The 20,810-nt window shown below is 72.8% G+C and carries 13 protein-coding genes; 6 read left to right on the forward strand and 7 right to left on the reverse strand.

All coding sequences use genetic code 11. From position 1 onward, the window contains the following. Window positions 1-26 precede the first annotated feature (26 nt). The 5 genes from WME90_RS16140 to WME90_RS16160 all read right to left on the reverse strand — a co-directional run bounded on the left by WME90_RS16140 (window position 27) and on the right by WME90_RS16160 (window position 7,430). Window positions 27-1,016: a hypothetical protein gene (locus WME90_RS16140; protein WP_437282014.1), complete on the reverse strand. Its 990-nt coding sequence runs from the start codon at window positions 1,014-1,016 to the stop codon at window positions 27-29. Window positions 1,017-1,076: 60 nt separating this feature from the next. Beyond that, complete coding sequence (locus WME90_RS16145; RefSeq protein ID WP_437282015.1) at window positions 1,077-2,708, reverse strand: protein kinase domain-containing protein; 1,632 nt, start codon at window positions 2,706-2,708, stop codon at window positions 1,077-1,079. A 1,055-nt stretch (window positions 2,709-3,763) separates the two neighbouring features. Beyond that, a complete protein-coding gene (locus WME90_RS16150; protein ID WP_437282016.1) occupies window positions 3,764-4,879 on the reverse strand; it encodes an ABC transporter permease in 1,116 nt (371 codons plus the stop codon). Beyond that, window positions 4,876-6,378: a sugar ABC transporter ATP-binding protein gene (locus WME90_RS16155; protein WP_437283618.1), complete on the reverse strand. Its 1,503-nt coding sequence runs from the start codon at window positions 6,376-6,378 to the stop codon at window positions 4,876-4,878. The genes WME90_RS16150 and WME90_RS16155 overlap by 4 nt, the downstream gene beginning before the upstream one ends. Before the next feature lie 32 nt (window positions 6,379-6,410). Next, complete coding sequence (locus WME90_RS16160) at window positions 6,411-7,430, reverse strand: sugar-binding protein (RefSeq protein WP_437282017.1); 1,020 nt, start codon at window positions 7,428-7,430, stop codon at window positions 6,411-6,413. Window positions 7,431-8,044: 614 nt separating this feature from the next. Between WME90_RS16160 and WME90_RS16165 the strand changes: the two genes are divergently transcribed. From WME90_RS16165 to WME90_RS16185, 5 genes are all read left to right on the forward strand, one after another. Further along, window positions 8,045-9,346 (forward strand): DUF1566 domain-containing protein, encoded by a 1,302-nt coding sequence (locus tag WME90_RS16165; RefSeq protein ID WP_437282018.1) that lies wholly within the window; start codon window positions 8,045-8,047, stop codon window positions 9,344-9,346. A gap of 127 nt (window positions 9,347-9,473) precedes the next feature. After that, entirely contained in the window at window positions 9,474-10,934 is a 1,461-nt protein-coding gene (locus WME90_RS16170) for a YkgJ family cysteine cluster protein (RefSeq protein ID WP_437282019.1), read from the forward strand. A 64-nt stretch (window positions 10,935-10,998) separates the two neighbouring features. Continuing rightward, complete coding sequence (locus tag WME90_RS16175) at window positions 10,999-12,030, forward strand: DUF2169 family type VI secretion system accessory protein (protein ID WP_437282020.1); 1,032 nt, start codon at window positions 10,999-11,001, stop codon at window positions 12,028-12,030. After that, window positions 12,027-13,082 (forward strand): beta-ketoacyl synthase N-terminal-like domain-containing protein, encoded by a 1,056-nt coding sequence (locus tag WME90_RS16180; protein WP_437282021.1) that lies wholly within the window; start codon window positions 12,027-12,029, stop codon window positions 13,080-13,082. Before WME90_RS16175 ends, WME90_RS16180 begins: the two co-directional genes overlap by 4 nt. 300 nt (window positions 13,083-13,382) lie before the next feature. Beyond that, a complete protein-coding gene (locus WME90_RS16185) occupies window positions 13,383-14,309 on the forward strand; it encodes a hypothetical protein (protein WP_437282022.1) in 927 nt (308 codons plus the stop codon). 223 nt (window positions 14,310-14,532) lie between these two features. On the opposite strand, the gene WME90_RS16190 is transcribed toward WME90_RS16185, so the two are convergent. Both WME90_RS16190 and WME90_RS16195 read right to left on the reverse strand, forming a co-directional pair. Next, a complete protein-coding gene (locus WME90_RS16190; protein WP_437282023.1) occupies window positions 14,533-15,072 on the reverse strand; it encodes a carboxymuconolactone decarboxylase family protein in 540 nt (179 codons plus the stop codon). A 75-nt stretch (window positions 15,073-15,147) separates the two neighbouring features. Further along, on the reverse strand, window positions 15,148-15,612 hold the full coding sequence (locus WME90_RS16195) for a MarR family winged helix-turn-helix transcriptional regulator (RefSeq protein WP_437282024.1): 465 nt from the start codon (window positions 15,610-15,612) through the stop codon (window positions 15,148-15,150). A 130-nt stretch (window positions 15,613-15,742) separates the two neighbouring features. Between WME90_RS16195 and WME90_RS16200 the strand changes: the two genes are divergently transcribed. Continuing rightward, window positions 15,743-20,566 carry an alpha-2-macroglobulin family protein gene (locus WME90_RS16200; RefSeq protein ID WP_437282025.1) on the forward strand — a complete coding sequence of 1,608 codons (4,824 nt, stop codon included), beginning with the start codon at window positions 15,743-15,745 and terminating at the stop codon, window positions 20,564-20,566. Window positions 20,567-20,810: the final 244 nt, after the last annotated feature.

The raw sequence follows: 20,810 nt of genomic DNA on the forward strand, positions 1-20,810 counted from the left end.
GCCCGCGCGTATCAGCTTCCTCTTCATCACCAGATCCCTCGCAGCGCGACGCCGCCTGGTAGGAGTGCGATGCTGGCCGTCAGCGGCGCCTCGCGCGATGCCGCCCGCTCACCGCTCGCGCCAGCCGAAGGCGTCGTCACGAAGAGCACGACGCCACCCGCCGCCAGCAGGCCGCCGACGACCAAGGCTACCGTCGAGCCGTTCCCGAGCCCCACAGCGTCGTGTCGCAGCGAGATCCCCGTGGGATCGCAGCGATTTTGCGCGTCACAGTGGTTCTGCTCGTTGCTTTCGCCGTTCTTTGCCACCGCGAGACCTCCGAGCACCGCCCCAGCTGCGAGGCCGGCCGCGCCGAGCCCCATCCCTACGAAGGCCGCCGGCCGCTGCCAGGGCCGCTCGGGCCTGGCGCTCGGCGCGGGCCCTGCGGTGCCCGCGATCTTCTCGGGATCGAGCGGCGGGACCGCGACCTTGACCTGGGCGCCATCGGCCACGATCTCGACCTGCTTCTTCCACGTCTTGCGGCCCGGCGCGATGGCCACGATCTCGTGTCCGCCGGCGTCGATGGGTAGCGGCGCAGCCCACTGCGCCGCTCCGACCGGTACTCCGTCGCGGGTAATCGCGAGCCCAGGCGTCGACGCCACAGCCTCGGGCACCTCGATCGTCAAGGTGGCGAGCTTTGGCCTCAGAGCCCCCGCCTTGGCCGCGGCCCGCTCCGCGCGCTCCATCTGACCCGCCTTCGGCGCCATGGCCTGGACGAGCGCATACTGCGACCAGGCGCTTGCGAGCTTGCCGAGCGCCTCGTAGCACTCGCCGAGCGTCAGCTTGGCGCCGAGCCCCTCCGGCACGAGCCGGGTCACCTCCTCGAGCTTGCGGCAGGCGCTGACGTAGTTCTTTTCGTCCATCTCGGCGGACGCCTGTTCGTAGAGCGCCTGAGCGGCCAACGCCGTCTGAGGATCCACCGACTGCGCGTGAGCCGCGGCTGGAGAGAGCATGACGAGCCAGAGGACGAGCGCTCGCATCGTCGTCGCTCGACAACTGAAAGACCTTCCCATTCTGTTCGTGTCCTCCGGGCGCCGGCGCTAGAAGACGCCTTCTCTCCTCGGCGCGGTGGTGATCGGCGGCGGGGCAGGAGCGCTAGCCGTCGACGGCGGTGTCGCGGTCACGGTAGGCGCAGGGGCGCGCGCAGCTGTAGCGGTGCTGGCCGGCCTGCTCCCGCGCAGCGGTCGAGGCGCTAGGGGGGCGGCTGGCTGCGTCGAGGGGAGCGCCGTCGGCGGTGACGCGGCAGCGCTTGCAGAAGCGCTCGCAGCCGACGGTGACACCACCGACGCAACGGGCTCTGCTGCGGTGGTACGGACGGTTGGCGTGTCGGGCGCATCCGACACGTTCATTGTGGAAGGCGAGCGCGTCGGCGTTTCAGTGGAGGGTGCCTCCGGGGGGGCCGCAGGGCTGACGGACGTCGCAGCACCGGAGCTCGGTGTGGCCTGCCTTTGCGTGAGCCACACGGCACCGGCTGCGATCATCGCCGCGCTCAGCACGGCGGCGGCGCCGGCTCCGGCAACTCTCCGGCCCCGGGATACGCCGCTAGAAGCGCCTGTCTTCGACCACGTCGAGGCGCCGGTGCTCGCCATAGGGAACGGCGCGCTCACGGCGGGCGTGACCCCCGGGGCAGATACGCGCTCAGGTGAATGGAACTCGGCGGGGGTGCCCCCTGGCTGTGCCCCCTGACCCGGTTGTGACGCTTGCGAAGGCACCACGGCGCCCGGAAGCAGCATCATGCCTGGATGGCTGGCACGATCTGGCCGTGACGCACGGGCATCTGGCCGTGACGCATGGGCGACGCCTTCGAAGGCACCGGAGGTTCCGAGCAGCGCCCTCAGATGCCCGGCGAGCTCCTCGACGTGCTGAAAGCGGAGCTCCGGCCGCTTTTGCAGGCAGCGCTCGACGATTCGATCGAGCTCCAACGGAAGGCCCGGGCGCAGCTGGCTCGGCAGCGGCGGCTCCTCCTGGAGTACGCGGCCGACGACCTCTGTCAACGTCTCAGCCGGAAAGGGTACCCTGCCCGTGACAAGCTCGTAGAGCACGACGCCCAGCGCCCAGATGTCGCTGCGGAGATCGACGTCCTTTCTCCGCATCATCTGCTCGGGCGACATGTACAGGGGGGAGCCGAGCATGGTCCCGGTCCTCGTGAGATCCACGTTGTCCGGCGCGATCTGCTTCGAGATGCCAAAGTCGAGCACCTTGACGCAGGGCGCGCCGTTGGGCCGCCGGATGAGGAAGAGATTGGCGGGTTTGATGTCCCTGTGAACGATGCCGAGCGCGTGGGCCTCGGCGATCGCATCCGCGGCCTGGAGGAGGTAGAGCACCGCGTCCTCCCAGCGCAGTGGACCGGCGCTTCGGACCACCGCTTTGAGATCGGCGCCGTCGAGGTACTCAAGGACCATGTACGGCGCCCCCGTCTCGAGGCGACCCACGTCATAGACCTTCGCGACGTGCTCTCCCTTGAGGCGTGCCGCCGCACGTGCCTCGCGCAGGAATCGCTCGACGGCTTCGGCGTTGGTGAGCGCCTGCGGCAGGAGGAACTTGATGGCGAAAAGCTCGCCGAGCTCGAGGTGGCGGACCGCTGCCACCACCCCCATGCCCCCCTGTCCGATCACCTGCTCCACGCGGTACCTGCCGAGCAGGAAATCCCCTGGACGAACCGGCGCTTCCATGATGCGCGACAAGCTCCTCCCGCGCGATGCTCGCGCGGCACGTGGGCTGTGAGTGCAAACTCTCGCCATGATACCCATGTGTCCCGCTGTGTGTCTAGCGCGGGACGCACGCGCTCGGGCGCTTCGCGCCATGCAATAGCGCCGCGAGCCGCCCCTTGCTCACGGCGGCATGCGGATTCCGTCGCTGCGGTTTCGGGTGGCGAGCGACGTCGGCGGTCCGCAAGCGAGCCCGGTGAGTCCGAAGGTATCGCGGGCGCGCCGGCGGCTGGTGGGCGCCAGGGGAGCGGTGCGGAGGAGCTCGTTCGACCGGCCGCTCGCGGCGGTGCGTCGGGCGCTCGCGGGAGCGCGCGGCGCGCTCAATCCGCTCGGCGATCGCCCGCGGAGAGCGCAGGGGACGCCGCGCGGGCGGGGCGCGCGGCGTGCTCGGCTGGTAGGGTGCGGTTGCGCGGCTCGCCTGGGCGCGGCGCGAGGCCGTGCGGCCGCTCGAGCCGAGCGCGGGCGGTCGGGAAGGGCGCGCTTGGCGACGAGCCGGTCTACCGCTTGGTCGCCGAGCGTCGCGAGGACGTGGCCGTCGCGGCGGCGGCCGGGGTCTCCGATCTGGCGCTATTCGACCTCGGCGGGGTGCTGGCGCCGCCATCCGCCGAGGCCTAACTGGCGCCGCCGCCCGAGGCGCGCTTGCCGCCGGCGACGCTGCGGTCGCGCGGCGTGGTCGCGGCCGCCGCGCTCGTGGGTCGGGCGGCGGGCTGCGCTCGTCGGCTCACCTCCCTGTGAAGGCGATCACCCGTGATGTGCCTTGCCCTGGCCGCGGTAGCGCTTCCAGTGATGCCGCTTGTTCTTGTTCTTCGGCCTGCTGTTGCTGGAGCTGCCGATAGACGTCTTCTTTGTAGGTGATGACATGCGCCCATCCATGGCGCCGAGTCAGGGCGGGCGACAGGGGTCACGAGCTCCGGCGCTGCTCAGGCCGGACCGCCGGGCCGAGGAGGCGACGACTTCCCTGACGGTCAGGGCGGGGCGCTCGTGGCGACTTGCCGGTTCGTCCCCCATCGCCGGAAAGCTCAGGCGCCTTCGTGATCTGGCGCTCGCGCGGCAGGCGACTCCGCTGCGCTGACCGCCGCGGCCGCCTGTAGGCTCGGCGCCGCCTCGGCGGCGGCCGCGGAGGCGTGCCGGATGCGCCGTTTCGTCTGCACCATGTGCACGATCTGGTCGAGAATCACGGCGACGAGGATCACGGCGCCGATGATGATGAAGGTCCAGTTCGGGTCCAGGCGCCAGATGCGTTGAATGCGGTCAGCGTCCTCGTACGGCAGCTGAAACATGTTGATGCCGTTGTCGATGACGCGCATCACCGCGGAGCCGATGATGATGCCGAGCACCGTGCCTTCACCCCCGCGGAGCGAGCAGCCGCCGAGCACCGCCGCGGCGATCGCATACATCTCGTACGCGATGCCGACCTGTTGCGACATCTGCCCGATGTACGACGCGTAACAGACGCCAGCCACGCCGCCGAGGCCCGCCGAGATCACATAGGTAGACGTCTCCACCCGCCGCACGTTGATGCCGGAGTACTCGGCCGCGTCTCGATTGCCGCCGATCGCATAAACGTAACGGCCGAACACCGTGAAGTGCAGCGCGTAGGTCGCCACGCCGCTCACGGCGAGGAACATCAGGAGCGGGTACGGGACGAGCGCGTCGCTCCCGCTCTTGAGCAGCCCGCCGTTCGCGAGGGCGAGCAGCGGCGAGCCACCGAGGCTCAGCGTGCCCCCCTGGGCGATGGTCTGCGACAGGCCGCGCAAGAACAACATGCCGCCGAGCGTGACGATGAACGGCTGCAGCTTGAGCCGCGTGATCAACAAGCCCTGGCCGAGGCCGATCAGCAGCGCCACGCCGAGCGCCACCGGAATGCCGATCCACAACGGGTAACCCAGGCCGCCGGTCTGGCTCGACGAGAGCTTGGCGATGAGGACGCCCGTCAGGCCGATCACGGACCCGATCGACAGATCGATGCCGCCGGCGATGATGACGAACCCGATGCCGATCGCGAAGATCCCGAGCATCGAGATCTGCCGCAGGGTGTTGATCGAGTTCGACTGCCCGAGAAAATCCGGGTTCGAGATGTAGAGGCCCAGACACATCACGACGAGCGCGATGGTCATCCCGAGCTCGCGCCTCACGACAAAGCCTCCTTGTCGGCGTGTCCCGTCATCAAGGTCGCGATCCGCTCCTGGCTGAGCCGTTCCCGCGGCAACACGCCCTTGATGCGTCGCTCGTGCATGACGGCGACGCGATCGCTCATTCCGATGATCTCTTCCATGTCCGAGCTGACCATCAAGATCGTGATGCCCTCATCCGCGAGGGCGGTCATGTGGCGGTAGATCTCGGCTTTGGCGCCGACGTCGATGCCCCGCGTCGGCTCGTCCAGGATGAGCACGCGCGGGTTCATGGCCAGCCATTTCCCTAGCACCACCTTCTGCTGGTTTCCGCCGGAGAGGTTCACGACGGGCTGACGGATGCCGGGTGTCTTCGTCCTCAAGCGCTCCACCTCTGATTCGGCGACCCGGCGCTCCTTCTCCCTGTTCAGGAAGCCCCAGCGGCTGTAGCTCCCGATGTTGGGCAGGGAGGTGTTCTCGGCGATGCTGAGCGGCAGCACGAGGCCGTGGCGCTTGCGATCCTCCGGCGCCAGGTAGACGCCGCGGTCGATGGCGTCCCTGGGTCTTCGAGGCGCAAACTCCTTGCCTTCGAGCGTCATGCGCCCCCCGAGCGCCTTCGTCACCCCGAAGATCGTCTGCATGAGCTCCGTGCGGCCCGAGCCGACCAGGCCGGCGAAGCCGAGGATCTCCCCGCGTCGGGCCGAAAAAGAGATCTGCGTGGGCGCGCCGGGCACGACGAGCCCTTCGACCACCAGCACCGGCTCGGTCGATTTGCGAGGCCGTCTCTCCGGGAAGTAGTGCGCGCTGAGCTCGCGGCCCACCATCATGGAGACGATCTGTTCGCGCGTCGCTCCTGCGCGCGTGAGGTCCCCGACGAAGCGGCCGTCGCGCAGGACCGTCACCCGGTCCGCCAGCGTCATGACCTCTTCCATGCGGTGCGAGATGTAGACGATGCCGATGCCGTCCGCCCGGAGCTTGCGGATGATCCCGAAGAGGTGCTCGGACTCACCGCTCGTGAGCGACGAAGTCGGCTCGTCCATGATGAGGATGCGCGCGCTCAGGGCGAGCGCCTTCGCGATCTCGACCATCTGCATCTGACCGGCGGTCAAGGCGGACACCGGGGTCGAGGGCGGGAGCGGCAAGCCCACGCGCAGGAGCAGCTCCCGGGCGCGGGCGACCATGTCGCCCTTCGGCAGCGGACGGAGGAGCGGCCCTGTCGCGCCGCCTTCGTTACCTAGGAAGATGTTGGCAGCGATGTCCAGGTTCGGCGCCAGCATCAGCTCTTGATGGATGAGCGCGATGCCGAGTCGCTTGGCGGCGCGCACGCTCTCGATGGCGACGCTCTTCCCATCGATGCGGATCTCGCCCTCGTCGGGCTGCAGGGCGCCCCCGAGGATCTTCATGAGCGTGCTCTTGCCGGCGCCGTTCTCGCCCATGAGGGCGAGCACCTCGCCCGGCTTCAGCGAGAGAGAGACGCCCTGGAGCGCGACCACGCCGGGAAACCGCTTGGTGATCGCGCGCATCGAGAGCAGATCCGGAGCGGACGCGGTCACGCTCACTTCTTCATTTCGGCGAGCTGCTGTTTGAAGGTCGCCACGTTTGTCTTTTCGATCACGTCGATGCCGGTGTCGATGCTCTTGTTGGCCGGGATCTGCGCCTTCGCCGTGTCGGGCTTGGTCGCGAGCTCGTGCGCCCACTTGCTCGCCAGGTAACCGAACTGAAACGGCTTCTGGACGACCGTGGCCGAGATCGTGCCGTTCTCGATGGCCGTGAGCGTCTCCTGTTCCTCGTCGAACACCGCCGCGAGGACCTTGCCCTTCTTCCCGAGCGCCTCGATGGCCGCCGCGATGGCGGGGCCGTTGTAAGACCACAGGCCTGCGACGAGCTTCAGGTCCGGGTGCGCGTTGATGATGTCCTCCACGTTGGAGCGCGCCTTGGCGCGGTCGGTGTTGTCCTCACGCTTGTCGACGATCTCGATGTTCTTGCCGGCGATCGCGTCCTGGATGCCTTGCAGGCGCTGCTTCGCGTTGTCCGCGGAGAGCGTGCCGACGAACACGGCCATCTTACCGCCGTCCGGGAGGAGCTTCACGATATGGGCGCCGAGCGCCTTGCCGGCCTCGTGGTTGTTGGTGCCGATGTAGAGCAGCCGGCTCGACGCCGGGGCGTCCGAGTCGAACGTGATGAGCTTGCTCTTCTCGGCCACCTTGTTGAGCACCGGGACCTGATCGGCCGGCGCGATGGCGCTCACGGCGATGGCGTCGTAGCCCTGACTCGAGAGGTTCTCGAGGATCTGGTTCTGCTCCTCCGTGGTGCCGTTCGACGGCATCTTCACGTCGACCTGAACCTTGCTCTCTTGCTCGTATTTCCGGACGCCCGCCTGAGCGATCTTCCAGAACTCGGACGCGTTGTTGGTGACGAAGGCGAGCTTGACGATCTTCGGCTTCGAGCCGCCGCCCTCGGCTGGCGCGGCGCCCGTCCCCTCGCTCTTCTCGTCGCACCCCGCCATCGCGAGCAGCGCCAACAGGAAGGGCGCTACGACCCCCCAACCCTTGCCCCAGGACTTCGTCTCTTTCACGGCTGGTCTCCTTGCTTATTCACTTTCAAGAACGTGTTGACATCACGCGTGGCGTCGCCCGTCCCCGGCCGTTGTCCCCGTGATCTGCCGCAAAGCTGGCGGCGCGATCTCTCCACAGCGCGCCCCCGTGGCTGGGGTCCACCCTCCGCGTCCCCAAAGGCCGAACCACTCCTTGGTCTCCACCATCGGACCCTCGCGCGTCACCTCCGACAAGCCGATGCGCGCGAATGGATCTGGAGGACAAATAATGCCCGCTGGAATTCATTGTGAGCGTTCACATTTTCTGTGTCAACTCCGATCGACGGATGGTGTGCGCGCGGGACGTCACGGGTTAAGGCTGATCGAAGAATTGTCAGGCCACGGGAACGCGCGGTCGCCCGGTGCGATCGGGGGCGTTGCGCCTGCCGGAGGCGGGTAGGGTTTGCGACTCAGCACTCAGCACAACGAGCATGAGCTGAGATGACGACGCTGGGAATTTTCTGTCTTCTGTCGATTGGCAGGAAATATACATTCTTCCGGTACGTGCGTTGACGATCCCGGCGCAGCGTGTGATAGGTTGGTGCGGTTCGAACATATTTATCTTGTGGCATTGGCCTGAGCGCGCGGAGGTGCCTGTGAATCGAAGCAAGCGGTGGGTCGTTGACGCGACCTGGGTGATGTCGGTCCCCGCGGCGCGTGCCCGGACGGGGGTCGCGCTCGGCGTGGTGCTCGCGGCCGCGGCGTGCGGCCAGGAGGGCGGCGACCGCGATGCGATCGCGGGGAGCGGCGGGCGGGGGACGGGCGGCGCGCTCGCGACGGGCGGAGCCTCGGAGACGGGCGCCGGGGCCGGCGGCGCAGAGAGCGCCGCGAGCGGCGGCGCGCCGGGGGACGCTGGAGGGGCCGGGGAGGGCGGCGGCGCGGAGAGCACCGCGAGCGGCGGCGCGCCGGGGGAAGGCGGAGGAGCCGGGGAGGGCGGTGGCCCGGGCAGCGGCGGGGCGGGCGGAGCGCCCGAACCATGCAGCAGGGCCGCTGCCTGCGGGACGCACAAGTGGGCGTGCTGGCCCATGCCCAACCCGGCGGGCAGCGGCCTGCCCAACCCCGCGAGTTATACCGATGTGGGGGGCGGCGTGGTGCGCGACAACGTCACGTGCCTCGAATGGCAGGAGACGCCTCCCTCCGAGGCGTACACGTGGGAGCAGGCGATCCGCTATTGCGATGAGCTGACGCTGGGCGGGTCCTCCGACTGGCGCCTTCCCACGCGCATCGAGATGACGTCGATCGTCGACTTCACCCGGAGCCCGGCCATCGACAGGGGCGCGTTCCCGGGGGCGCGCGGGGGCTTCCACAAGACCTCGTCCGACTGGATCCTCACGATCCGCCAGGCCGGCGCCGGCGCGGGGCGCGACTATGCCTGGGCCTTCAACCTGAGCGACGGGATCGTCAGCAACGCCTACTCCAAGGCGACCGCGGCGAGCCTGCGCTGCGTGCGAGGCAACGGCGAGGGGGAGGCGCCGAGCAGCCCGGCCGTGGCCCCGCCCGACCAGTACACCGTCGTGTCGCCCGGCGAGGTGATGGACAAGTACACAGGCCTCGTCTGGCAGAAGGGGTATTCGCCGGCCACGCTGGCCTGGGCCGAGGCGGCGAGCTACTGCGCGACGCTCGATCTCAACGGCCACACGTGGCGCTTGCCCAGCATCCGGGAGCTCGCGACCCTTGTCGACGAAGCGCAGGTGGCGCCGTCGATCAACCGGACGATGTTCCCCGACACGCAGTACGGCGCCCGCAGCAACGACTGGTACTGGGGCTCTCACGCGGCCGCAGGGAACGCCTCGGCGGCCTGGGCGCTCAACTTCGACGACGGCTTCACCGGGTTCAACGCCGGAGAGAGCGGCAAGTGGAACTACTTCACGGCAGCGTGGGTGAAGTGCGTGCGGTGAGGAGGCTGCCGCGGCCTCCGCGCCCCGCCAGCGGAGCCCGGGAGCGCGGCGGGCGGCGTCCGGCGGCGATGGCCGGCGCGGCTCGTTTCGGTGGCGCGCGGCCGCCGGCGTCGGATAGCGTGCCCGGGTGAGCCCGAGCACGCCGCCGGCGCGCCCTCGCCTCGCCGCGCACGTGCTCGCGCGGCGCCACCTGGTCGGCCAGGAGGAGCGCGTCATCCTCCACGATGTCCGAACAGGGCAGCTGCTCCAGCTCGGCGCGCGGGAGTGGGTCCTGCTCTCCGCGGCCGACGGGACGCGCGACGTCGAGGGCATCGTGATCGCGGCCGCCCGCGAGGGCGCGCACGCGCGCGTGCCCGCGGCGCAGGCGTTCTTCGCGGAGCTCCACGCCGCCGGGCTGCTCGGAGCGGACGACGGCGGCGAGGACGCGGCGCCCTGGGGGCCTGCGATGCCCGCGGCGCCCGCGCTGGAGCCGGGGGAGCGCGATCCCCGCGAGCGCCCGCTGGAGGTGCTGCCCGACTTCGGCCTGCACTGCGACGGCGGCGGGAGCTGCTGCCGGATCTACGCCTCGATCCTCTTCGACCCCGAGGAGGCCGCGCGGGCGCGGGCGCTGCGGCCCGACGTGCTGAGCGGGGGCGCGCGGCACGAGCGGGCTTTCACGCCGGAGCGCGGGACGTGGCCGTGCGCCGCCTCCGTCGTGGCGATGCGGGACGGCCGGTGCGCGTACCTCGAGGGCGAGGGGCGCTGCTCGCTCCACGCGAGCGGCGGGCCCGAGGCCAAGCCGCTCGGGTGCCGCACCTTCCCGACCAGCTTCGCCGACGACGGCGAGTCGGTGCGGGTCTCGGTCGCCGTGGAGTGCGCCTGCGTGCTGGCCAGCGTGGGCCGCCCCGGCGGCGCGCCGCTGCTCGATCCGCGGCTCGTCGCGCGGGGAGATCTGGACGAGCGCATCGACATCGCTCGGCTGCCGGACCGCGCGCAGGTGGCGCCCGGCGCGACCGCGGCCCGCGCCGAGGTCGTCGCCTGGTCGCGGCGCCTCGCTGCGGCAGCGCCCCCGTCCGACGTCGCCGCGGGCCTCTTTTCGCTGGCCGCCGCCCTCGAGTCCGAGGGCCTCACCGGCGGGGCGATCGCGCGCTTCGAGCGGCCGGATCCGCTGGATCCCGCGGCGCTCGCGCCGTGGCTCGCGGCGCTCCACGGCCGGGCGGCGCGGCGGGCGCGCGAGGACGCCGCCTGGCGGAGCGAGCTGGACCTCGCCCGGAGGGCGACGCAGTGGATCGCGGACGCGACCCTGGCGCTGGCCGAGCACGACGTGCTCGCCGCGCTGCTCCTCTCGCCCGCGCGCGCCCCCGACCGGGAGCGCTTCTACCTCCGCGCGGCGCTGCACGGCCACCGCCTCCTGCTCGGGGCGGTGCCGCTCTCGCTCGCGCTGCGCGATCGCGCCGTGCGGCTCGTCGTGGCCCGGGCGCTGCCGGCGGTCGTCGCCGGGGCGGGCGCGGACGACCCGGCCTGCGCCGAGCCGATCGCGCTCGTGGAGGCGGCGCTGCGCGGCCACGGCCTCGACGTGTACGCCGCCGACGCGGCGCCGGCGGGGTGATCGCGCGCGTCTTTGTCGCGAGCGAAGAGACATCGGCTCCGATCCTGTCGATAATGCGCCCGCGATGAGCCAGCCCCCGCTCGACAACAAGACGGACTTCGCCGCGCACCCCCAGCTGCTCATCGACCGCGACGGCGAGCAGCTGGTCACCATCGTCAAGGCGAGCTTCGAGCTCCAGGACGACGGCAGCCTCGAGGTCGCGCCGCCCGAGCGTACGCGCGGGGTCCGCTTCGCCGACCTGCCCTGGGAGGAGAAGAAGCCCGAGAGCGTCGCGTACCCGGCCGATATCTGCCTTTTCAAGCCGGCGACCGACGTGATCTTCGTGGCCACGGCGTACGCGCCGAACGGCAAGGCGGCGCCCTCCTTCGACGTGCGCGTCGAGGTCGGCCCGCTCAGGAAATCGCTGGTCGTGTTCGGCAAGCGGCTCTGGGTGGACAAGGGCGCGGCCCTCACCGCGCCGACGCCCATCGAGCAGATCGACATGCGTTACGACCACGCGTGGGGCGGGCGGGACGACGAGGATCCCGCGGCGCCCCTCGAGGAGCCGCGCAACCCGATCGGCACGGGCGTCACGCGCGCGCCGGCCTCGCTGACGCACCAGCCGGCGCCGGCCATCGAGGATCCCTCGTACCCGATCAGGACCGCGAAGACCGCGCCGCCGCCCGCGGGGATCGGGGCGATCGGCCGGCACTGGGAGCCGCGCCGCGCGTACGCCGGGACGTACGACGCCGCGTGGCGAGAGCTCCGCGCGCCGCTCCTGCCCGAGGACTTCGACCACCGCTTCAACCTCTGCGCCTCGCCCGGCCTCATCGCGGATCCGCCGCTCACGGGCGGCGAGCCGGTGCGGGCGCTCAACCTGACGCCCGACGGGGCGCTCAGCTTCGAGCTCCCGAAGGTGCAGGTCGAGATCGAGTTCCACGTGAAGGACCGCGCGCCGGTCGCCTTTGCGCCCCACCTCGACACCGTGCTCGTCGACCTCTACGCCACCGGCCCGGAGAAGCCGGTGGCCGTCGAGATGGTCTGGCGCGCGCACGTCAAGGCGCCGCGGCGGATGAAGGACGCGCGCGTGATCGTGCGCGAGCGGGGGCGAGCGTGAGGCCCCTGGCCGTCATGGTGGCCGCGGGGGCGGTCACGCCCATCGGGCTGCGCGCGATCGACACCGCCTTCTCGCACCGCGCCTCGGCCGCGGCGATGCGCGAGTCGCCGCTCGTGGACGGCCAGGGCGAGCCCGTCACGATGTGCTTCCTGCCCACGCTCGATCCGCGGGTCACGGGCGCGGAGCGCGCCGTCCTGCTCGCGGAGCGGGCGCTCCGCGAGGCGCTCGAGAAGCTCGGGCCCGCGGCGCAAGGGCTGCGCATGCAGATGGGCCTGTGCCTCGACGAGCACCTCGGGCAGCGCCCGCTGGGGGGCGAGGCCCCGGCGCAGCGGGTCGCCGCCGAGCTCGCCGCGCGCGCTCAGGCGTACGCGCCGGAGATCGTGGTCAAGGTCTCGACGCGCGGCCCCGCCGCGCCGGGGTACTTGCTGCCGGAGCTGTGCGACGCGCTCGCGCGGGGCGCGATCGACGCGGCGCTGCTGGGCGGCGTACACACGGACTACGACCCCGCGCGCATCGCCGCGCTCGACGCCGCGGGCCGGCTCTTCCGGTCGGACAACCTCGACGCCCTCGTCCCAGGGGAGTGCGCGGCCTTCGTGGTGCTCGCGCGCCCCGACATCGCGCGGCGCGCGCTCCTCCGCGATCTGGGGCAGATCGTCGGCGTCTCCACGGCGCACGAGCGGGCCCGCCCGGACAACGACGAGTCCGCGTTCCAGGCAGCGGGCCTCACCGCCGCGCTCCGCGCAGCGCTCGCGCCGATGGCCGACCGCGGGGTGCGCGCCGGCTGGGTGCTCACCGATCTCACCTTCGAGACCTTCCGCCATTTCGAGCTCCAGGCCGCGTCGGTGCGCACGCAGCAGCTCTTCTGCGATCCGCAGCAGCTGGAGTGCCCCGCCCAGCGGATCGGCGCGCTGGGCGCAGCGGCCATGCCGCTGCACCTCGCGATCGCGTCGGAGGCGTTCGCGCGCGGCTTCGCGCCGCACCCGTGCGCCGTCTCCCTCGCCGGGAGCGACGGCGGGGAGCGCGCGGCGGTGGTGGTCGTGGCGCCGGGGTGAGGGCGCAGCATGGCGAACCAGGTCCACGTGTAGCCGCCGAAGGTGATGCTCAATTTCGAGCAACCGGTCTGCCGTGGTCTCGACGGCCGATCCAGTGCAGGAGCCGCGCCGCAACTCCGTCCCGTTCTCGCGTCACCCATCGCGCCGCCATGGGAACGGTCGCCCGATGGTCACGTCCCGCCTACGGCGGACTGTCGCAGCCTTCTTGACACCTGGCGGGCTAACCCATGACCGTCCATCGCCATGGGTGGCTCGAAAGCGGCGGTGTGTGCGTGGATGGCAATAGGCGTGGTCGGACTTGTGGTTTCCGCGTCCGGCGGATGCGCCGCGCTGGCCGGGCTGGAGGACGGCTATTACGTGCTGGGAGCGAACGGCGGCGGCGGCGGGGCCGGAGGCGGCGACGCCTGCGACGACGGCACGAGGAACAACGAGGAGACCGACGTCGACTGCGGAGGCTCCACCTGTCCGCAGTGCGAGATCGCCAAGGCGTGCGCGGCGGCCGAGGATTGCACGAGCGGCTTCTGCGCCGACGGAGTCTGCTGCAACGCCGCCTGCGACGCGGACTGCGACGCCTGCACCGCCGCGCTCAAGGAGTCGGGCGACGAGGACGGCACGTGCGGCCCCTCGAAGGCCGAGGCCGAGTGCGGCGAGGCGACGTGCTCCGAGGGCGTCGCGACGAGCCGCGGCGCCTGCGACGGGGCGAGCGTGGAGTGCGCGCCCGGCGAGGAGACGGAGTGCGAGGAGTTTGCCTGCGATCCGGAAGCCAACGCCTGCTTCACCGAGTGCGCGGAGGACGCGCATTGCGCGCGGTGCCACGAGTGCAACGACGACGGCGCCTGCGCGCTGGCCGCGGCCGGCACGGAGGGCCTGGGCTGCGACGAGGGCCAGGCGTGCGACGCCGCGGGCGAGTGCAAGCCCGCGAACGGTCAGGCGTGCACGGAGGCGGCGGGCGAGTGCGCCAGCGGGCTGTGCGTCGACGGCGTCTGCTGCAACGCCGCCTGCGACACGGCGTGCATGGCCTGCAACGTAGAGGGGTCGGAGGGCACGTGCTCGAACGTCCCGCTCGGCAGCGAGGACGGGTCGGACTGCAGCGGCATCAACGTCTGCGATGGCGAGGGCTTTTGCAAGCTGGTAGGTGGCGAGGAGTGCGACGCAGACGAGGATTGCGCGAGCGGCGATTGCCTCCCCAGCCCCCTCTTCACGTGCAACGAAATCTCGACACCCTGAGTTCGCCCGCCGTGGGGCGGTAGTGCTCAATTTTGAGCAATATTCCCGGCGTTTCTGCGCGGCTGGGACACTCGCTGTCATGGCTGACAGCGCGGGTCGCCCGTGTATGATTAGCTTGTCGGCACCCTCCCTGGAGAATTGAATTCATCCCTGAGGTCGTCGACTCGGCGGTGCAGCACCTTGCCCCGGACGGCTCGGGCTCGGCCCCGCGCTCGCGGGCGCATCAGCGCAGCGCGTGTGTGCGGGTCATCCGGTTCGCGAACGTCGACAGCGTGTAGGTGCCGATACCGACGATCACCTCCAGGGCCTGCTCGGCGGTGAAGCCCGCGCGGAGGAAGGCGTCGAGATCTTCGTCCGGCACCTGGCCCCGCTCGCGCAGCGTCGCCTCGGTGAACGCCGCGAGCGCCTGGAGGCGCGCGTCCGGCGCCGGCCTTCGCTCGAACAGCGCCGCGGCGACCTCGGGGGAGGCCCCCGCGCGGAGGAGCAGCCCGCGGTGCATCGCGCGGCAGAGATCGCAGCCGTTCTCGCCGGCGACGACCATCACCACGACCTCGCGCTCCACCGGCGAGAGCGTGGCCCCCTCGAAGACCGAGAGGAGCTCGTCGAAGGCGCGCACAAGGAGCGGCGAGGTCGCGAAGCGCGCCAAGGGCAGCGGCAGGAAGCCGAACTTTTGCGAGGCCTGCTCCAGCGCAGGGCGGGCCGCCGCGGGCGCCGTGTCGAGCGTGTGCGCAGGAAAGTGAGGGGAAGCCGCGGTCTGGCTCATTCGGTGGTCTCCTTAATTGATTGTCTATGCAACTAATTGGCGATGAAAAGGCCCGCCCGGAGGGCAGGGCTATCTTCAGCCCTCCGGCTCGAGGTTCGCGAGGATGCGCTGCAGCGTGCGTCGGGTCGTGAGGAGATCGTCCTCCGGGATGCCGGCGCGCGTCTCCTCCACGAGGGCCATGGCCTCGCCCGACAGGGCCTTGCGCAGCGCTCGCCCGCGCGCGGTGAGGTAGACGAGCCGGGCGCGCCGGTCCGTCGGGTCGAGCCGGCGCTCGACCAGGCCGTCGCGCTCCATGAGCCCGATAATCCGGCTCATCGTGGGCACGTCCCGGAAGGTGCGCTCGGCCAGGTGCGTCTGCGTGACGCCCTCCTGCTCCCACAGGCGGACGAGGACCATCCATTGCTCGGGCGTGATCTCGACGCCGTGCGCGCGGAAGCGCCGGTACATCGCGGCGCGGGAGGCGAGGTAGACGCGCGCCACCCAGTAGCCGAGCGCATTGTCGAGGACGATCCCCCCGTCGGCGGTGAACTGGTCGCGCATGATGGCCGAGCGTAGCGCGACGCATTTAATTGTCAATGCAACTAATTGTGCGGTGTGCCCACGATCTCGCCGGCGCGGTTGCCAGGCGGCCGGGGGGAACCTGCGCCCCTTTGCCGTGTCGAAAGGCACCATGCCCAGGCCCTCCCTTCGGCTCGCCGGTCTCCTCATCGTCGCCGCCCTCGGCGCCGCCGCGACCTCCGACGCGGCCACCGTCGGCCGCGACGCGGTCGCCCGCGGCCTCGACCTGTTCGTCCACGCACCCGAGCGCGGCGCGCCCGGCGCCACCCTGCCGGTCCAGGTCCTCGCGCTCGGCTTCCCCTCCGCGGTCACGCTCCGGCCGCTCGAGGCGGCCACCGTGGAGGCGACCTGGGATCCGGAGCACCTCGGCAAGGTCAGCGCCGTCCCGCCGCCCGTGCGGGTCACGACCGACGCGAAGGGGCGCGCTCACCTCGACGTCCCGATCCCCGAAGGGCCCGAGCGCGAGCTCCACCTGCTGCTCGGCGTGCGCGCCGGCGACCGGCAGCGGACCCGGACGATCACCGTGCAGCGGCAGGCGCCGCTCCAGGTCGATCTGCACGTCCCTGACACGCGCGTGGTGCCGGGCAGCGCCATGTCGGCGTGGATCACGGTGCAGAGCCAGGCCTCGGGGCAGCCGGCGCCGCGGGTCCCCGTGGAGGTCAGCCTGCTCGAGGGCGGCGTCGCGCGGCACACGGCCGTGGTCACGACCGACGCGGCCGGCGTCGCCATGGCGCGCGTGCCCGTCCCCTTCGTCGACGAGCCCGGGTGGAGCTGGATCCTCCGCGCCCGCGCGCGGGGCGCGGCGGGGGCCTCGTCGAACGCCGCGCAGGTCTCCCTCTCGCCGCGCGAGGAGACGCCTGGCGCCCCGCAGATGCTGGCCGAGTGGTCCGAGCAGGATCTGCGCGCCGGGGATCGCGCAACCTACGTGATCCGGATCCGCGATGGCGCCGGCCAGCCCGTCGCCGGGCTGCCGGTGCGGACCTGGGTCGGGCCGAAGGGCACGAGCCCGCCCGAGGACAGGGCCGCGTGGGAGAAGCTCGGCACGCTCGCGCGCACCGACGCGGCCGGCGAGATCCGAGGCTCGGCCGCGGCGCCCACCACCGTGGTGCAGGGCGCAGGGACCACGCTGCGCGTCGTCGCGCGCGCGACGTTCGAGGGGCACGAGCTCCAGCGCGAGGCCGCCGTCTCCGTGGAGAGCTCCACCTCGGAGGCGGCGCTGCTCCCCGAGGCGGGCGCGATCGTCCCGGGCGCCGCTCAGCGCATGCTCCTGCGCGTCCGCGATGCCCGGTGGAAGCCGGTGCAGGGCACGTTCACCGTCGAGGGCGACGGGCTCCAGGCCACCGTGACCACCGACGCGTACGGCGAGGCCGAGGTGACCTGGGACGCGCCCGCCGAGCTCGGGGCGTTCCGCAACGTGGGGCCGTGCGCCGGCGGCGTCGCGGCGGCGGTGCGCGTGCGGCCGGCGGGCGAGCTCCCGGCGCTCGCGTCGCGGCGCGAGCCGTTCGCGCTGTGCGTCTCGGTCAATCGCGAGGCGACGGCGCTGCTCCGGCCCGAGCGGCTCGTCGCCCGCGCCGGCGACGCGCTCGGGCTCCGCGTGATCGACGCGCCCGCGCCCCGCGCGATCCACGGCGGCAGCGCGGACGCGCGCGCCGACCGGCGGCGGGAGGGCGGCAGGGCGGCGGACGGCGCCGGCTGGAGCGTGATCGTCCAGGCGGACAACGCGGCCCGCGCGGCGAGCGCCTGGATCGCCGGGGGCCCGGAGGGCGGCGCGCTCGGCCTGCCCGAGGGCGCGGCCGGCGTCTGGTCGCTCAGCGCCGCCGCTCCCCGATCGGGCGCCGCCGCGCGGCAGGTCGGCGGCGCGGTGCTCGTCACGCCGCGCGTCCTCCCTCGGCTCGAGGCCCGCATCGGCGGCGGCCGCGCGGCCCCGCGCGGCGCCGTCGACGTGGACCTCGCGCTCACCGACGGGGGCGGCCGCGGCCTGCCCGGGACCGTCGCGGCCGTCGTCGTGGACCTGCACGGCGGTGGCAGCGTCGATGGCCTCGCGGCGCTCGACACGCGCGCGCGGCTCTGCCAGGGCTTGGTCGAGCCCGAGCGCTGCAGCGCTTTCCTGGAGGGAGATCCCGCGCTCGATCCGCTCCGGCGCGCGGAGCTCGGCGCGCGGGCGCGCGGGGCGATCGCGCCGGCGAACGATCCGGCCGGCTCCGCGCGGGCGGCGCTCGACGAGGCGTTCGGCCAGGTGCTCCACTCGCTCGAGGGGGCGGTCTTCGAAGCCACGAGCGACCCGGAGCGGCTGAGCGACGTGCGCCGCCGTGGGCCGGGCGGCGGCGCCTATTCGTGGAACCCCGAGCTGATGACCCTCGTCACGGCCGCCATGGACGCGCCCCCCGAGACGCCCGGCGGCGAGCCGCTCTCGCTCGCGGACCTCCTGTCGGTGGACCCGCAGGTCACGTTCGATCACGTCGCTCGCCGCGTCACCCGCCTCAAGCTCTTCCGCATCCTCGCCGCGGCGCGCGCGTTCCGGCGCGAGCGGCTGCTCGACGCCGACGAGCCGGCGCTCCGCGATCCGAACGCGCTGCTCCGCCGCCTTGTGCGCGACCAGCAGATCGAGGAGTCGCTCCTGCTCGATCCGTGGGGCGGCACGATCCAGTTCACCGCGACGACCGCGCCGCCCACGCCGTTCCTCACGGTGCGGCGCGGCTTCGCCCTGCAGGCGCCCGGGCCCGACGGCCGGATCGGCACGGGCGACGACGTGCGCGATCCGTTCGAGCGCGTGCTGCGCTCGGGCACGCCGTACGCCAGGGCGGTCGGCGAGGACCGCCTCGTCGACGCGAAGTTCGACATGGAGGTCGGCGACGCCACGGTGTCGGCGTGGGAGAGCCTCCTGGAGGAGCTCACGGGCACGTCGCTGGGCGAGGGGCTGGGCCTGAGCGGCATCGGCTCCGGCGGCGGGGGCGTGGGCTCCGGCGTCGGGTTCGGTTCAGGCCACGGACGCCTGGGCGGATCGCACCGCACCTCGTATGGCGCGCCGCGGGGCGTGTTCTTCTGGTCGCCGCCCCAGCGCACGGACAAGGATGGTCGGCTGCGGATGCGCGTTCCGCTCGGCGACGTCGAGACGACCTTCCGGCTCGTCTTCGTCGGCGTGCCGGACGGCGCCACGCCGGCCACGGCCACGCTCGACGTGCCCACCGCGCAGCCGCTCTCGGCGCGCGTGGAGGCGGGCGCCGCGTGGGTCGAGGGCGACGATGTCGACGTGGAGGTCTCGGTCCGGAACCGCTCGCCGAGGCCGCTCCGCGCGACGGTGGAGCTCACGGCGCGCGGCGCGGTCGCCCTCGCGGACGCGCGGCGCCGGGCGGTGGCGGTCGACGTGCCCGCGGGGGGCGCTGCGCCGGTGCGCGCGCGGGTGCGCGCCCCGCGCGCGGGGCGGGCGGAGCTCGCGGTCGCCGTGAAGGCGCAGGGGACCCCGGGCGACACGCTCGTCCACGCGTGGGACGTGCGCCCGGCGGGCGAGCCCACCGATCTGAACATCGCGCAGCTCGTCGAGGGCGGCGCCGCGGCCACGCTGCGCGTCTCGGCGGACGCGCAGCGCTACCAGCTCACCGGCCGCCCCCGGCTCGTCGTCGAGCGCGGCCTCGCGGGCGCGCTCACCGCGGCGCTCGAGGCGATGGATCCCGATCGGCTCTCGTCCGCTGGGGCGCTGGCGGACGCGGTGGAGGTCGCGGCGCTCGTGGGCCGCTGGGCCGCCGCGCGGGGGGGCGACGGCGCGCCGCTCGTCGCGCGCGCGGAGGACGTCGGCCGCCGCGCCGTGGGCCGGCTGCTCGCGTACAGGCGCAGCAAGAAGGACCTGCCCTCCTGGCCCCCGGCGCTCCGGGCGCGCACGTTCGCGCCCGCGGCCGTGGCGGAGGAGCTGCCGAAGATCGACGTGGACTGCCCGCCCGAGCCCATGCAGCCCGCGGTGGCGCTCGACGCGCTCGATGTCGAGCCCTCGCCGGCGGGGGGCGCGGTGAACGCGTGCTGGGACGCGCTCGTCACGAGGACGCTGGACGGGGTGATCCGGAGCGGCGATCGCGTGGCGCTCGCCCGCGTCCTGCTCGCGCTCGCGGAGCGGCCGCACCGGGCTGCGCTGGCCGCGAACGTGGCGGACCGGCTGCGCGCCTGGGTGGCGCTGCTCCCGACCGGCGGCATCACGCTGCCGCCGGGTCAGGCCGAGGACCGGAGCGCCCGCGCGGTGGTCTACGCGGCGCTCCTCCGCGCTTCCGGGCTCGGCCGGAGCGAGGCGCCGCCCGCGAAGCTCCTCGGCTGGGTGGGCGTGCAGCGGGACGTGCGCGGCGGCTACGGCGCGCCGGCCAGCACGCTCGCCGTGGTGCGCGCGCTCCTGGCCCACGGGGGCGAGGGGCGAGGGGCGGCGCGGGTCACGGTGACGTCGGGCGGCGCGCGCCGTGACGTGGAGGTCGGGCCGTCGGGGCGGCTCGTGGTGCCGCTCGACGCGGGCGCGACGGAGGTGGCGTTCGCGGTGGCCGGGTCCGCGGTCGTGGCGCGCCTGGAGCGCCCGGCGCTCCGGCGCTGGAGCCGACCGCCGCCCGCGGCGTCGAGCCCCGTGCAGGCGGAGATCTCCTGGCCGAAGCGCCCGCGCGCGGGGACGACGGGGAAGCTCGGGGTCTCGCTGCGCCACTCGCTGGGCCGCCCGGTCGAGGTCGACGTGCGCATCCCGCTCCCCCCGGGGGTGTCGCTGGCCGCGCCGCTCGGGGGCGTGCGTCAGGTGAACGGCGTCCTCGCGGTGCGGGCCTCCCTGGAGGCGAGCCGGCTCTCGACCTTGGTGGAGATCCCGGTGCGCTTCGCGCTCGCCGGGAAGGTGACTGCGCCCGAGGCGCAGGCCCGGGTGGCGCAGGAAGAGCTGCCGCGCGCGGTCGTCCCGGCGCGGCCGATCGTGATCGAGTAATCGGCGCTCCTGGATACCGGTTCACCCTCCGCCCGCGCCGGCGCAGGAGCGCACGGCTAACGTCGTGTTCGATGCCCGGCCACAGGGCTTCATCGATTCGCGTGGATCGAGGGCACGGCTTCGACGCGCCCGCAGGCTGCGGCGTGAGGGCTGCTTCATCGTCGCTGCATGGATCCGTTGTCGATAGGTCCGCACGACCCGTCCCCACGCCCCTCTCCCCGCGTCGGCCTCGCGTCGCGTTCCA

It is taken from the genome of Sorangium sp. So ce375 (assembly GCF_051473855.1).
Classification (GTDB): Bacteria; Myxococcota_A; Polyangia; order Polyangiales; family Polyangiaceae; genus Sorangium.